This is a genomic window from Zobellella sp. An-6 (genome assembly GCF_052487945.1).
Genome location: NZ_CP199259.1, coordinates 4,197,230 through 4,210,969, shown reverse-complemented (window position 1 = coordinate 4,210,969; position 13,740 = coordinate 4,197,230). Strand labels below are relative to the sequence as shown.

General features: G+C 60.1%; 13 protein-coding genes. All 13 read right to left on the bottom strand.

Going from position 1 to position 13,740, the window contains the following annotated elements; all coding sequences use genetic code 11:
- Positions 1 to 5 precede the first annotated feature (5 nt).
- The 13 genes from ACT7DK_RS19790 to ACT7DK_RS19730 all read right to left on the bottom strand — a co-directional run bounded on the left by ACT7DK_RS19790 (position 6) and on the right by ACT7DK_RS19730 (position 13,444).
- Entirely contained in the window at positions 6 to 1,334 is a 1,329-nt protein-coding gene (locus tag ACT7DK_RS19790; RefSeq protein ID WP_445402195.1) for a restriction endonuclease subunit S, read from the bottom strand.
- Entirely contained in the window at positions 1,327 to 3,828 is a 2,502-nt protein-coding gene (locus ACT7DK_RS19785; RefSeq protein WP_445402193.1) for an N-6 DNA methylase, read from the bottom strand. Before ACT7DK_RS19785 ends, ACT7DK_RS19790 begins: the two co-directional genes overlap by 8 nt.
- Before the next feature lie 233 nt (positions 3,829 to 4,061).
- Positions 4,062 to 4,982, bottom strand: a complete 921-nt coding sequence (locus ACT7DK_RS19780; protein WP_445402191.1) for a restriction endonuclease — start codon at positions 4,980 to 4,982, stop codon at positions 4,062 to 4,064.
- Positions 4,983 to 5,223: 241 nt separating this feature from the next.
- Positions 5,224 to 6,468, bottom strand: coding sequence for a type II toxin-antitoxin system HipA family toxin (locus ACT7DK_RS19775; RefSeq protein WP_445402189.1), 1,245 nt, complete (start codon positions 6,466 to 6,468; stop codon positions 5,224 to 5,226).
- Positions 6,465 to 6,992, bottom strand: coding sequence for a helix-turn-helix domain-containing protein (locus ACT7DK_RS19770; RefSeq protein WP_445402187.1), 528 nt, complete (start codon positions 6,990 to 6,992; stop codon positions 6,465 to 6,467). The genes ACT7DK_RS19775 and ACT7DK_RS19770 overlap by 4 nt, the downstream gene beginning before the upstream one ends.
- Before the next feature lie 176 nt (positions 6,993 to 7,168).
- Positions 7,169 to 8,530: a tRNA uridine-5-carboxymethylaminomethyl(34) synthesis GTPase MnmE gene (gene mnmE / locus ACT7DK_RS19765; RefSeq protein WP_445402185.1), complete on the bottom strand. Its 1,362-nt coding sequence runs from the start codon at positions 8,528 to 8,530 to the stop codon at positions 7,169 to 7,171.
- A 114-nt stretch (positions 8,531 to 8,644) separates the two neighbouring features.
- Positions 8,645 to 10,306, bottom strand: a complete 1,662-nt coding sequence (gene yidC / locus ACT7DK_RS19760; RefSeq protein WP_445402183.1) for a membrane protein insertase YidC — start codon at positions 10,304 to 10,306, stop codon at positions 8,645 to 8,647.
- Positions 10,307 to 10,309: 3 nt separating this feature from the next.
- Positions 10,310 to 10,558, bottom strand: a complete 249-nt coding sequence (yidD, locus tag ACT7DK_RS19755) for a membrane protein insertion efficiency factor YidD (protein WP_445402181.1) — start codon at positions 10,556 to 10,558, stop codon at positions 10,310 to 10,312.
- The gene (rnpA, locus tag ACT7DK_RS19750) at positions 10,519 to 10,881 is read right to left on the bottom strand and encodes a ribonuclease P protein component (protein WP_094038860.1); all 363 of its coding nucleotides are present in this window, start codon (positions 10,879 to 10,881) and stop codon (positions 10,519 to 10,521) included. Before rnpA ends, yidD begins: the two co-directional genes overlap by 40 nt.
- Entirely contained in the window at positions 10,881 to 11,015 is a 135-nt protein-coding gene (gene rpmH / locus ACT7DK_RS19745; protein ID WP_082633349.1) for a 50S ribosomal protein L34, read from the bottom strand. The genes rnpA and rpmH overlap by 1 nt, the downstream gene beginning before the upstream one ends.
- Before the next feature lie 252 nt (positions 11,016 to 11,267).
- The gene (locus ACT7DK_RS19740; RefSeq protein WP_445402178.1) at positions 11,268 to 12,008 is read right to left on the bottom strand and encodes an amino acid ABC transporter ATP-binding protein; all 741 of its coding nucleotides are present in this window, start codon (positions 12,006 to 12,008) and stop codon (positions 11,268 to 11,270) included.
- Between the two features lie 9 nt (positions 12,009 to 12,017).
- Positions 12,018 to 12,683, bottom strand: a complete 666-nt coding sequence (locus ACT7DK_RS19735; protein WP_445402176.1) for an amino acid ABC transporter permease — start codon at positions 12,681 to 12,683, stop codon at positions 12,018 to 12,020.
- 2 nt (positions 12,684 to 12,685) lie between these two features.
- Entirely contained in the window at positions 12,686 to 13,444 is a 759-nt protein-coding gene (locus tag ACT7DK_RS19730; protein WP_445402174.1) for an amino acid ABC transporter substrate-binding protein, read from the bottom strand.
- Positions 13,445 to 13,740 lie beyond the last annotated feature (296 nt).

Genomic DNA, 13,740 nt, shown 5'->3' with positions numbered 1-13,740 from the left:
TCTTGTTATTGAGCTGGTGGTTGAGGGGCAAGCAGTGCGGTTACCCGTACCCGGCCGGTAAGCAGATCGTCCATTAATCCGGATTTTTGGTTCTTTAACTTCATCAATATTGATGACTCTTCGTGAATTCGAGTTATCATCGAAGTATATCTTTCACATATATACCGTTGTTCGTCACAACACTGAGGTAGCGAAATAATAAACTGCTCAATGTCGCTTTTTGTGATATTAGGGTCCTTGCGAGTGCTTGCTGCAATTTTTTTCCAACGGTGGCGGCCATGTTGGATGGCCCGAAGGGCATACTCAGGATAAATGGAATCTGACAGAGATAGTGCACTAATTGCCTGATTTGTGGCTGCTGTAGCGCCAAGTATTGCTGTTCTTCCTATTTGCTCCCATCCTCCATACATGGCGACCAATATGGTGTTCGGCGAGAGTAAAAAGCAAGATGTTTCAGATAGAGCTAAATCTGTAATTTTTTCGTCAGTAGTCACTAATATATCTTCATTTAGATCCAGGGTTTTGACCCACAGGTGTCTGCCATTGTCGAAATATCGATTAAATCGTGTTCTCAATGGTGTAGCACCACTCCGAATGGTGGCTATATCGGATAAAGCGCTTACTTCCCACTCCTTCGGAATCCAGCCTAGCGGTGATGCCTTATATAACTCCGGTGCTTGTTCGAAGGCTGGGCGCAGTTGGCCATCGGCACCAATACCCCGGGTCAGCAGATCGTGCAGCAGCCCCTGCTTGACCTGCTGCAGCTTGGCGATAATGGCCTCGGTCTGGCGTATTTTGTCATCGAGGGTGTCGAGAATATCGCCTATTTTGTTTTGTTCAGGAAATGGAGGTATCGCGACGGCGGAGAGCGACAGTTGACTACGACTCAGCTCAAGCTGGTTTGTTGAGCCTGTGTAGCAATATCGTTCCATATGAGTTTGGAACCACGAGGAGCGAATTAGAATGTTTAGCCAACGGCTGTCAATCAAATGGTTAAGTGGACGTAACAGTGTTACGTGCCCATCGACAATAAACTCACCCTCTTCGTCAAAAATACAGGACCTTCCAATTGTCCCGGTTCCGGTGGAGTTTAGAAGTACATCTCCTTTTTTAGCTCGTAGTACTCCATTCCCACTCATAGCATTTTCAGAGTGAGGCCTAGCTACACTGGCATCAAAGTCAGCGTGTGTGATACACCGTTGTCCAATCGCCTTTATATCACTCGACTCAACGTAGACAGGGGCCGTTCCTCGGCTGATGATTGAGCATATTTTACTCAATGGAACCAGGGGCCAATTTGCGTAATTGGGAATAGCAACAGATATTTCAGACATATCCCAACCCCTTCAGATAACCAGCCAGATCTCGGGCTGCCTTATCCCTTGCCTGCTCGATTTGGGTGAGCGTTACCCGATATTTATCCCACCAGTTTTCCATGGTGGCGATCAGCTGCTGGCGCTGGGCGGCGATATAGCGCTCCACTATGGCCCGCATCTCGTGATGCAGTATGGCGAGCAACAGCTCGGCGGCCTGGTTATTGCTGAGCGCATCGACCCCGGCATTGAGCTCGTCCGGCAGCTGAGCCAGCTTGGCCTTGAGCTGTTTGGCGGTGGCGCTGCGTTTGGCCTTGAGGCTTTTGAGTTCTCTTTCCAGCTTGGCCAGCTCGGCCTCGCTGAGCGGTTCATCGTCGCTCTCTTCCTCTTCGTCCTCTGCTTTGGGCAACAGCTCCTCGGTCGCCTTGATCTGACTTTCCAGCTCGGCCTTGGTGCTCTCCAGGGACTGCATCTGCTCCAGAAAGCCGCCCAGCAGGAACCTCACCAGCTTGTGCTCGAGCGGATCCTCCTTGCTGTTGGTGTCCTCCATGGCGGTGATGATGCTGGTGCGCCAGGCGTCCACCACGCCCCGGGCATCGCGGGCCATCAGGGTGAGGAAGTCGTATTTCTGCTGGAACCAGAAGCCGGCGATCATGCCGCTGATTTGAAAATCATCCAGCATGCCGACGGGGCCCAGGGTTTCGCCAAAGCTGTTCAGCAGCTCCTTGCGTAGGGCCGCGTATTCCCGGTGTTCGGCCAGTGCGATAATGCGCTGGCCGTGGGCTTGCCACCAGCGCTCGAAGGCGTCGCGCAGGGCCTGCTCCTTGGCCTGCACCCCGGCATTGTGCTCGATGGCGGGCTGGATGGCGGCCTTGCCGGCGATGGTTTCGGCAAAGAGCCGGTAGCCGGCATCATCCGGCTTGGGCACCAAGAGCTCCGCCGGGTTGAGTCCCTGGGCACGAAAGAGCGGCGCCTTGGCGTCGATCTCCGCCTGGGGGATGCCCCCCAGCAGGTGGGCGCGCACATCGTGGGGCTCGGGCGGTGGCGCGTTGTCGGCATAGCGGCGAATATTGAGGTTGTAGCCGTTGTCGCGCAGGGTCTCGATGCCGACGATGCGGGCAAACCCCGGAATATCGCGCCCCGCGCCCCGGGCAAAGGCTTCGTAGATGGCGGCAATCTTCTCGATATGCTCGGGCATCAGGTAGTTTTGCGCCCGCCCCTCGAAGTATTCCCGGTCGGCGTTGATAAAGAGCACCTTGCCGCGGTTCTGTGGCAGCTTGCCGCTCACGGCATGGGCGCCTTCGCTGACCCGTTGGCGCAGCACCAGGATGCAGGCGGGGATGCCGGTGCCGTAGAAGAGGTTCTGCGGCAGGCCGATCACCGCCTCCAGCAGGTCATCCTCGATAATGCCCTTGCGTATTTTCTGCTCGTCGCCCCCCCGGAACAGCACCCCGTGGGGGAGCACGGTGGCGATCATGCCGCCCGGCGCACAGACCGAAATCATATGTTGCAGAAACATCAGGTCCGCCTTCTTGGCACCCAGCGGCACCTCTCCGTATTTAAACCGATCGCGAAACAGGGGCCGATAGACGGGTTCGCCGGTTTCGTCCTTGTCCTTGCTGCCGAAATTGATGGAGAAAGGCGGGTTGGTCAGGATGCGGTCGAAGTGGATCAGCTTGCCATCCTGCACATGGCGGGGCCTTTCCAGGGTGTCGTCGTTTTGCAGGTTGGCGGTGGTAATGCCGTGCAACAGCATGTTCATCTTGGCAATGGACCAGACGGTGCCGGCCGCCTCCTGGCCGTAGCAGTCGAGGCGGTAGCCCTCGCCGCCGTGCTCGTCGATCCACTCCTTGGCGGCGATCAGCATGCCGCCGGAGCCGCAGCAGGGATCGTACACCTTGTGGTGTTGCTCGGGCTTGAGCAGCCGCACCATCATCCGCACCACTGAGCGGGGGGTGTAGAATTCACCGCCTTTCTTGCCCGCGGAATCGGCGAAGTCGCCGATCAGGTATTCATAGGCCGCTCCCAGCAGATCGGGAAACTCGAAGTCCTTGTCGCGCAGCCGGTACTTGTTGAAGTGGCTGATCAGCGCCCGCAGTTTGATGTCCGGCAGCACGCTCTGGCCCAGCTTGCGGTTGAAGTCGATATGCTCCAGCACGTCCTGCAGGCTGGTGTTGCCCTGTTCCAGACCGCCCAGGGCCTCGTTGAGGTAGTTCCCCACGTTTTTATGGGCATTCTTGACCAGATAGTCCCAGCGGGAAAATTTGGGCACATAGAAGCTGGTTTTGTACCAGAGGCGGGTTTCGGCGATATCTTCTGCTTCTTTGTCGGACTTGCCTTTGGCCTTTTGCTCGGCGATCACCTGTTCGCGTCGTTCCTCGAACACATCGGAGCAACGCTTGAGAAACAGCATTCCGAAGATGTACTCCTTGAATTCGGAGGCGTCCATCTTGCCGCGCAGGATATCGGCGGCGCTGAACAGATGGCGTTCAAGTTGTGACAGGGTCAGTGGCATGAAATTTCCCGGTTAACTGGTGTTTGAGCGGGCGCCTGGTGTGACAGAACACATCGGCCCGGGCTCGGGTGTATCGGATGGCGGCCTATGGCGGCCAGGCAATGCTGGGCGCCAACTATAACCCCGGGAAGACAAAGCGCAACTGTCTTCGGGGGAGCCTGATCGGCCCAGGCCCGGTGGTGGGCGGGAGCGAGCGGGGGCCGTTGAAAGAGGCGGTCTTTGTTCTTCCATAGTTACTCTTCCGCAAAGTAATCCGAGTCCAGCGCCTTGATGGCAAGGGTTTGGCGGGTGGCGACCCCGACACCGTGCTCGATCATTAGGGCGGCGAGGTGGGCACCGTCGATCAGCACTATGCGTTTTTCAATCCGCCCCACATACTCCTGAGCGTCACGGCTGAAGCCCGATGTGGTGATAAAAACCCCCTTGCGGGCCCGGTGCAGATCCAGGGCACCGGCAAAAGCCTGGATCTCGGGGCGGCCGACGGTCTTGTCGGTGTAGCGCTTGGCCTGCAGATAGATGGAGTCGAGCCCCAGCCGGTCTTCCTTGAGGATACCGTCTATGCCTCCATCGCTGCTGTAGCGGGTGGTCTGGGCGGCATCATGTTGGCTGCCTCCATAGCCCATGGCTACCATCAGATCGACCACCAGACGTTCGAAGAAGCGGGGCGACATGGCCAGGATTTCGGACAAGAGCTCGTCGGCGAGTGAGGCGTTGAGCGTCGTCATTGCCTGCTCGATCTGCTCCTGGGGAGTATGTATCGGGCCGGTTTCGGCGGTGATGGGGGCTGGTGTGATGGCTTCGCTATTTTCGCCGGATGCCAGGGTAAAGGCCACGAATTCGCCAAATTGGGCCAGGTAGCGGTTGTCGATGGTCTGGCCCGAGGCCAGGGCCGCTCGGCCCCGTTCGGTGATCAGACAGACACCCCGCCTGGGCTGTGCTATTAACCCCGCCTTGACCAGATAGGTCTTGGCCCAGCCAACCCGGGAGCGCACCGTCGTCTGACGGCCGCTTGGCAGGGTGTGAGCCAACTGCTCAGGGGTAAAGGCGTAGCGCTGGCAGACGAGTTCAAACACTTCGCGCAGGGGACGCTCTCTGCCGTCGACAAGGGTTTGCAGCACGGCGGGCATCAGGGCTTCATAGCTGGGCAGGTTCATGGCAAGACGAGCATGGGAGAAACAAGACTTTATCTTGCCACAGCGCCCCGTGTGAGACCATGCGCTTGACACCAGGGTACGCGGAGGGACATGACCATGATTTTTGCCTCATCACCCATATCGGTTGTTGGACTGTCCGTTATGGCAGGACGCGCCATAATGGTGGATGAGCCATGAGTGAGCAATAAAAATGAAACTATAGTTTCATTTTTGTGTGAAAAATAAAGTTATAGATTCACTGTTAATCGATATTGAACGCCGGCTTCATGGCTTCTTGCTCGGCGCGCGAAATGCCGAGCCGGTTGGCAAGTTCACGCCATTGGCCTACCGATGCCAGGACGTTAACGAAGATATCCTCGGCCTTCTCCTGGGTGAGCTGGAAGAACTCGATGACCTCGAAGGCCAGCTCATAGCTCAAACTGTTGTCCTTTTCATCGATGTTGAGGTGCAGGCCATTGGCCATCGCCGTCGGGTTGATGTCGTACGCGGGGGACAGGCGCCAGCCTTCACCGTCAAACAGAAAGCCATGGTTGCGCAGGTGGTCATCGACATTGGAAACCGCAATGTTAAAGACGATACGACGCCACAGTTGGGCCAGGTCGTCCTGGGTGTGGCTGCCGTGGTTGGTCAGAAACTCGGCGAGCTCCAGATAGCTGGCGCCGTCCTCGCCGTCGTAGTATTCGAGCTGAGTCATGGCCGACGAAAAATGAAGGCGTTGGTCGCCATCGCGATCAAAGCGTTTGGTCAGAAAGGTGTGATGACTTGAGTTGTAGCGCGCGATGCGGCATTCGGCCATCTCAATGCCGGCGGCCTGTGCTAGGAGGTAGGTCAGGTATTCCCAGGCGCCGATATCATGGTCGTCATGCTGGCTGGGAAACTTGGCGATCCAGAGATGGCCCTGTTCATCCGCTACCGAGGCTTTCGGGCGGGCGCCGCCCAGGGAAGAGCCTGGCGAGATCAGCATGGACAGCCACTTCATGTAGTCGGGATCATCATGGTCCAGGTTCTGCTCGACCTTTCGGGCGGCATGTTCGAGTTCTCGCAGCGATGTCATCGGGGGCGCCGAGAGGCGCTTGTCATCGTCGAGAAAGGGGCCCTTCAGATCTGTCTTGAAGCGCAGGGCGCCCATACGGTATTCATCATACACACCCAGAAGGTAATCGCTCTCTTGCAGGGGGTTCACTCGCCGGCCCTCCCGGCGAGCCAGTGCTGCTTCGCGTCGCTGCATCAGCAAACGGCCCCAACGATCAGGACAGGAGTCCAGAAAGGTCCTGAAGTTGCGATCATCCCCCTTGTGCTGGTTGCCTTCAAACAGGTGAAGATCAGGATCGATCTTCAAATAGGGGGCATCGCCCCGCCGAAGCCAGTCGAGCGCATAGGCGAAGCTGAAGTGCTCTTTGCCGCGTACCTGATCCGCCGTCAGGGTGCCGATCAGGGCAGGTTCGTCTTCGATCCAGTCGGCAAAGACATGGATATCACGGCTCATGCGTCCTCTCCGCTTGAGGAGGTATCAGGCTGACCGTCGTGCGCGTTCTGCCCTTGCCCGTCATCCTGGTTTGCCCGAGACCTGGCCAACTCCAGCAGCGATTGTATACGCTGGGAGCTGGCTGGTTGCGACGCCGGTGCCGATGCTTTTGGCGTGGGACGGTGTGGCATACCACCCGAGGTGGAAGAGGGCCGGCCCGATGCGGGCCTGGTTCCCGGCTGAGTGGTTTTCAGCAGTTCAATGTCCTGCAGCTTGCGCCCCAGGGCATCATCCAGCGCCACCTTGGCCAGATCCTCCGCCAGTCCCAGGACCGCCAGCACACGCAGATAGTGCCCGATAGATACGGTGGACTCGCCACGCTCGATATTGCGCAACGTTGGCTTGGACAAGCCTGTGCGCTCTGCAATCATCGTCTGGGTGATTTTTCGGCGTTTCATCGCCAGACGGATATTCTCCCCGAGCTGTTGCAGGATTTTCTGCTCTTTGGGGAAGACGACGGCCTGTCGTTTTTGTTTGGTCTGCATAACACTACAGATTCATAAAACAGGATTTTATGAAATTATAGTTTTACAAACTAAGATGAACAAGGCCACCGGAAAGACGAGTTCGGTACACCGCTTCGTTGACGGGTCGCGGCCAGTGTGTCCGGCGTGCGGCTCGGCCAACCCGGGAATGCCGTGTCACCTTCCCGGCATCCTCTTCACTTCCCGATACAAAAGCTCGAGAAAATCCGTCCCAGCAGGTCGTCGGAGCTGAATTCGCCGGTGATCTGGCTGAGCTGCTCCTGGGCCAGGCGCAGTTCTTCCGCCACCAGTTCGCCGGCCATGTACACCTCGAGCTGCTCCTTGGCCATGATCAGGTGCTGGTCGGCGTGGTGCAGGGCGTCCAGATGGCGGCGGCGGGCGCTGAAGCCGCCTTCGGTGCCGCTCTGGTAGCCCATGCAGGCCTTGAGGTGCTCCTTGAGGGCGTCGATGCCGAGGCCGGTCTTGGCGGAAATGGGGTAGACCGGGTGTTCGCCGTCGCTCACCACGGTAAGCGCCTCGCCGCTCAGATCCGCCTTGTTGCGCACCACCGTCAGCCCGATATGGGCGGGCAGGCGGTCGACGAAGTCGGGCCAGATCTCGCGCGGATGCAGGGCGCTGGTGGTGGTGCCGTCCACCATGAACAGGATGCGGTCGGCCTGCTCGATTTCGCTCCAGGCCCGTTCGATGCCGATGCGCTCCACCGCGTCGGTGGCCTCGCGCAGGCCGGCGGTGTCGATGACGTGCAGCGGCATGCCGTCGATATGGATGTATTCCCGCAGCACGTCGCGGGTGGTGCCGGCGATGTCGGTGACGATGGCCGACTCCTTGCCGGCCAGGGCGTTGAGCAGGCTGGACTTGCCGGCGTTGGGCCGGCCGGCGATCACCACCTTCATGCCTTCGCGCATGATGGCGCCCTGGTGGGCCTGGCGCTGCACCTCGGCCAGCCGGTCCATGATGCCGTACAGCTCGCCGGCGATCTTGCCGTCGGAGAGGAAGTCCACCTCCTCGTCGGGAAAGTCGATGGCCGCCTCCACGTAGATGCGCAGGTTGATGAGCGCGTCCACCAGGCCGTGGATATGGGCGGAGAACTCGCCCTGCAGGGAGTGCAGCGCCGAGCGGGCGGCCTGCTCGCTGGAGGCTTCGATCAGATCGGCGATGGCCTCGGCCTGGGCCAGGTCCAGCTTGTCGTTGAGGAAGGCGCGTTCGCTGAACTCGCCGGCCCGGGCCGGGCGCAGGCCGGGCAGGGCCAGGATGCGGCGCACCAGCATGTCCAGCACCACGGGGCCGCCGTGGCCCTGCAGCTCGAGCACGTCTTCGCCGGTGAAGCTGTGGGGGCCCTTGAACAGCAGGGCGATGCCCTGGTCCAGCACCCGGCCCTGCTCGTCCTGGAACGGCAGGTAGTCGGCATGGCGCACTTTGGGCACCTTGCCGAGCACGGCCTGGGCCACGGCCTCGGCCCGGGGGCCGGAAACCCGGATGATTCCTACGCCGCCGCGTCCGGGGGCGGTGGCCTGGGCGACGATGGTTTCGTTAGACATGGTTCACTCCACAACAACCGGCGCTGGCCCGATGAATCGGGCCCTGCCGGCAACAAAAAAGGCGGCCTTCAGGCCGCCTAGTGTATTGGTTTAGCGTCTTCCGGGCCAGTGGCCTCAGGAGGCGGCCTTGCTGTGCAGGCCTTTCTTCTCCAGCTGGCGGAAGATGAACCACTGCTGGACTATGGTGACCACGTTGCTCACCAGCCAGTACAGGGTCAGGCCGGCGGGGAACCACAGGAAGAAGAAGGTGAAGATGATCGGCATGAACTGCATCACCTTCTGCTGCATCGGGTCGGTGACCGTGGTCGGGCTCATCTTCTGGATCACGAACATGCTGGCACCCATCAGGATGGGCAGCACGAAGTAGGGGTCGCGCACCGACAGGTCGTCAATCCACAGGAAGAAGGGCGCGTGGCGCAGTTCCACCGATTCCATCAGTACCCAGTACAGGGCGATGAAGATCGGCATCTGCACCAGGATGGGCAGGCAGCCGCCGAGCGGGTTGACCTTCTCCTTCTTGTACAGCTCCATCATGCCCTGGGACATCTTCTGGCGGTCGTCGCCGTAGCGCTCGCGCAGGGCCACCAGCTTGGGCTGCAGCATGCGCATCTTGGCCATGGAGGTGTACTGGGCCTTGGTCAGGGGGTACATCAGGCCGCGCACCACGAAGGTGGTGAGGATGATGGCCAGGCCCCAGTTGACGGCGAAGCTCTGCAGGAACTGCAGCAGCTTGAACAGCGGCTGGGCGATGAACCACAGCCAGCCGTAGTCCACGGTCAGGTCCAGGTTGGTGGCGGCGGCGGCCATTTCATCCTGCAGCTTGGGTCCCAGCCACAGCTTGGCGGAGAGGCTCTGCTCGGCGCCCGGGGCCACGGTCACCAGCGGCGCCTTGAAGCCGATGATGGCCTGGCCCAGGTTGTTCAATGAGCGGGTATAGATCTGATTCTGCTCGTCTTCCGGGGCGATCCAGGCCGACACGAAGTAGTGCTGCAGCATGCTGACCCAGCCGCCCTCGGTGGTCAGGTTCAGGTTGGCCTCACGCACGGCCTTGAAGTCGTATTTGCTGTAGCGGGTTTCGCTGCTGGAGTAGGCGGGGCCCCGGTAGGCGGCGGCCATCAGCATGTTGCCGCCCTTGGCGTCCGGATCGGTCTCGCTCTGCTTCAGCTGGCCGTAGAGCTGGGCCTGCACCGGCTCGGCACTCTGGTTGTTGATCCGGTAAGCCACTTCCACCAGGTGCTGGTTGCGTTTGAGGGTGAAGGTCTTGGTGAACACCACGCCCTGCTCGTCGGTGAAGGTCATGGGCACGGTCAGGGTGTCCTCGCCTTCCGCCAGCTGGTAGTCGCTGTGTTCGGTGCTGTAGACCGGGCGGCCTTCGGCGCGGCCATCCGGGCCGTCACGGCCGATCAGACCGCTCTGGGCCACATGCACGAAGTTGGCGCCGTTGTTCAGCAGCACGAACTTGTCGGTGGAATCCAGGGTCTTGTCATGCTCCAGCAGCTCGGCCCGCACCACATCGCCGCCCTGGGTGTCCACGGTCAGTTTGAGCGAGTCGGAGCTGATGGTTACCAGGCGGCGGCTGGCGGCTGCCGGTGCCTCGCCGGTCGGTATTTCGCCGCTGGCCTGATCCGCTTCGGGAATGAAGGTCTCCTCGCCGGCGCTGGTCTGGGTGCTTTGCGCCGTTTCTGGCTGGGGCGCTTTATCCGTTTGCCACTGTTGCCAGATGAGGAAGCTCACCAGCAGCAGAGCGATAAGAAGTATATTGCGTTGAGATTCCATAAGTTAGTTTCTTCGCTTGGGTTGCGGGACCGGATCGTGGCCGCTTGGACCTAAAGGGTGGCATTTTAATAGACGTTTGACGGTTAACCAACCGCCTTTTAAAAAACCGTGGAGCCGGATGGCTTCAATGGCGTATTGGGAACAGCTGGGGGTGAAACGGCACCTGGGTCCGAGCAGGGGGCTGATAACCAGTTGATAAAGGCGGATAAGGCCTATGCTGAGCCATTGCAGCGGCGAGAAAGGGTGCGCCATAGTCTATCCAGCAGCTCGAACAGTTCGTCATTCGGCACATCCCCTATGCCCTGCTTGGCGATCACCACTATGTCCACGGCGGGCAGCCGGTGTTGCCGGAGACGGAACGATTCGCGCACCACCCGCTTGACCCGGTTGCGCCAGACGGCCCGTTTGAGCGCTTTCTTGGGCACGGCGAGTCCCAGGCGGGGATGACCCGATTCGTTGGGTTTGGCGAGCAGGGTGAGATGGGGGGAGGCGGCTCTGACGGGGTTGTCGAAGACGTTTTTGAATTGTGCGGGAGTTAGCAGACGTAACTCCCGTGGAAAGGCATGCCTGGCCATTAGGCGCTCAGACGGGCACGACCTTTGGCGCGGCGGGAAGCCAGTACTTTACGGCCGTTTTTGGTGGCCATACGAGCACGGAAACCGTGGCTGCGCTTGCGCTTCAAATTTGAAGGTTGAAAAGTGCGTTTCATCGTTATTACCGTTTGTCAGTTGACTGTACAGTTTGACCGCTCTGCCGCCGATGCTCGGCACCACCGCGAAACGGTCCCACAAAAGAGGCCGAATTCTAAACAGTTAAGTGCTTGACGTCAATCGGCATAGCATTAATCTCGACACGGCCCCGCCGCATGCTGGCCCGACCGGATCGATTCCGGATCCAACAGGATCGCGGGGCCTGGATTATACAGGGCCCCGCGGCCTTGGCAACCAAAAGCGCGATCCCTTCAGCTAGCCGGCAGCACCTTGCGCAGAAAGGCCCGGGTACGGGGATCCTGGGGGTTGGTGAGCAGGGTGGCGGGTGGTCCCTGCTCCACGATGCGGCCGCCGTCCATGAAGATCACCCGATCCGCCACGTCCCGGGCGAAGCCGATCTCGTGGGTCACCACCACCATGGTCTGGTGGGCCAGGGCCAGCTTCTTCATCAGCCCCAGCACCTCGTCCACCCATTCCGGATCCAGCGCCGAGGTAGGCTCGTCGAACAGCATTACCTTGGCATGGCTGGCCATGGCCCGGCCGATGCCGACCCGCTGCTGCTGGCCGCCGGAGAGGGAGGAAGGGTAGGCGTCGGCCTTGTCGGCCAGGCCGATGTCGCCGAGGATGCGCATGGCTTCGGCATGGGCTTCGGCCCTGGGCTTCTGCCACACGGTGATCAGTCCCTCGGCGATGTTGTCGCGGGCGGTCTTGTTGGCGAACAGGGCGTAGTTCTGGAACACGAAGGAGGTGCGCTTGCGCAGTGCTATTGCCTGCTTGCCGTTGTGCCGGGCCAGATCGATATGAAAACCGTCGATCTCCAGGGTGCCGGACTCGGGGGTTTCCAGCAGGTTGAGGCAGCGCAGCAGGGTGGACTTGCCGGTGCCGGAGGGCCCCAGGATCACCACGATTTCCCCCTTGCCGATGTCCAGATCGATACCGTTCAGCACCGTCTGGCCGTTATACACCTTGGTCAGGTTACGCAGTTTGATCATGGTGGCCCCCTAGTACGCCGAGTTCAGGCGCCGCTCCAGCCGCCCCTGCAGATGGGTGAAGAACACCACCACCGCCCAGTAGATCAGGGCCACGGCGATAAAGGCCTCGAAGAACTTGAAGCTGCTGGAGGCTTCCTTCTGGGCCGAGGCCATGATCTCGGCCACCCCCAGGGTGAAGGCCAGGGAGGTGCTCTTGATCATGTCGATGAAGTAGTTCATCAGCGAGGGCGTGGCGATGCGCGCCGCCTGGGGCAGTATGATGCGCCGCATGGCCTGGCCGCGGGTCATGCCGATGCTCATGGCCGCTTCCATCTGGCTCTTGTGGATGCCGAGGATGGCGGCGCGGATCGACTCGGCCATGTAGGCGGCGAAGTGCAGGGTCAGGCCGATAACGGCGGCGGTAAAGGCGTTCATGCCGATGAACACCGGCATGATCTGCGGCAGCCCGTAGTACAGCAGGAACAGCTGTACCAAGAGCGGGGTGCCGCGGAAGAAGGAGATGAACAGCTTGGCCAGGGCGTTGAGCCCCGGCGGCTGGAAGGTTCTGATCACCGCCAGCAGCACGGCGATGACCAGGGCGAGCACAAAGCCCAGCAGCGCCATTTCCATGGTGGTGCCCAGGTATCTGAGCAGGATGGGAAACAGCGCCAGGGTGTAGTCGAGATCGAATTGCATGCTTATTTACTGGTGATGTCCGCGCCCAGCCACTGCTCGGAGATCCGGGCCAGGGTGCCGTCGGCACGCATCTCGGCCAGGGCCTTGTTCACCTCGGCCAGCAGTGCCTGCTGCTCCGGCTTCTTCACGAAGGGGAAGGCGTTTTCCATGGTCTCGAAGGGGCGGCCGGCCAGCTGCAGCGGCAGTCCCGCCTCCTTGATCAGCTGGGCGGAGCCGACCCTGTCCATCACGAAGGCGTCGATCCGGCCCAGGGCCACGTCCTGCTCCAGGTTGGTCTCGTAGGTGATGATGTCGATTTCGTTGTTGGTGTCGTGCTGGCGCATCAACTGCTCGAAGTTGGAGCCCAGGTTCACCGCCACCTTCTTGCCCTTGAGATCTTCCAGACCCTGGATGCTGTCGTTGCCCTTGCGCACCACTATCTGGGCGCCGTCGTAAACGTAGGGCTCGGAGAAGTCGTACTTTTCCTTGCGCTCTGCGGTCACGGTGATCTGGTTGGAGATGGTGTCGATGCGGCCGGTTTCCAGCATGCCGAACAGACCGGAGAAGTTGGTGGTCACAAACTCCACGTCCCGGCCGATGCGGCTGCCGATTTCGTTCCAGACGTCGACCTCGAAGCCCTGCAGCTTGTCCTGTTGCACGAAGGTGAAGGGGAAATAGCGGCCGGACATGCCGACCTTGACCGCATCGGCGGCCATGGCCGGGGCGATCAGGGTGGCGGACAGGGTCAGGGCGGCGCCCAGCAGCTTGGCGGATTTGAACATGGATCTGTCTCCTGGTGAAAGGGCATGGCCGCCTCGAGGCAGTCATAACCACTACAGCATAAGTGATGGGGGTCTTTTTATACCAGCAACGCCCGCCATGCCAGTTTTTTACAACCATCCAACCGAACAATGCGTGATAACCAGGTTCCTCTGGTTATAAGCGGGGATGACGACATCGGACACCCCGCTCCCCGGCTCCGGATCCGGGCCACTTTTTTCAGTGATCGGGCCAGGATCCGGATGTGGGTAGCTTGTTTATAAGGTGGAGGATCCTGTGCATGAGGTTGTGACGATCC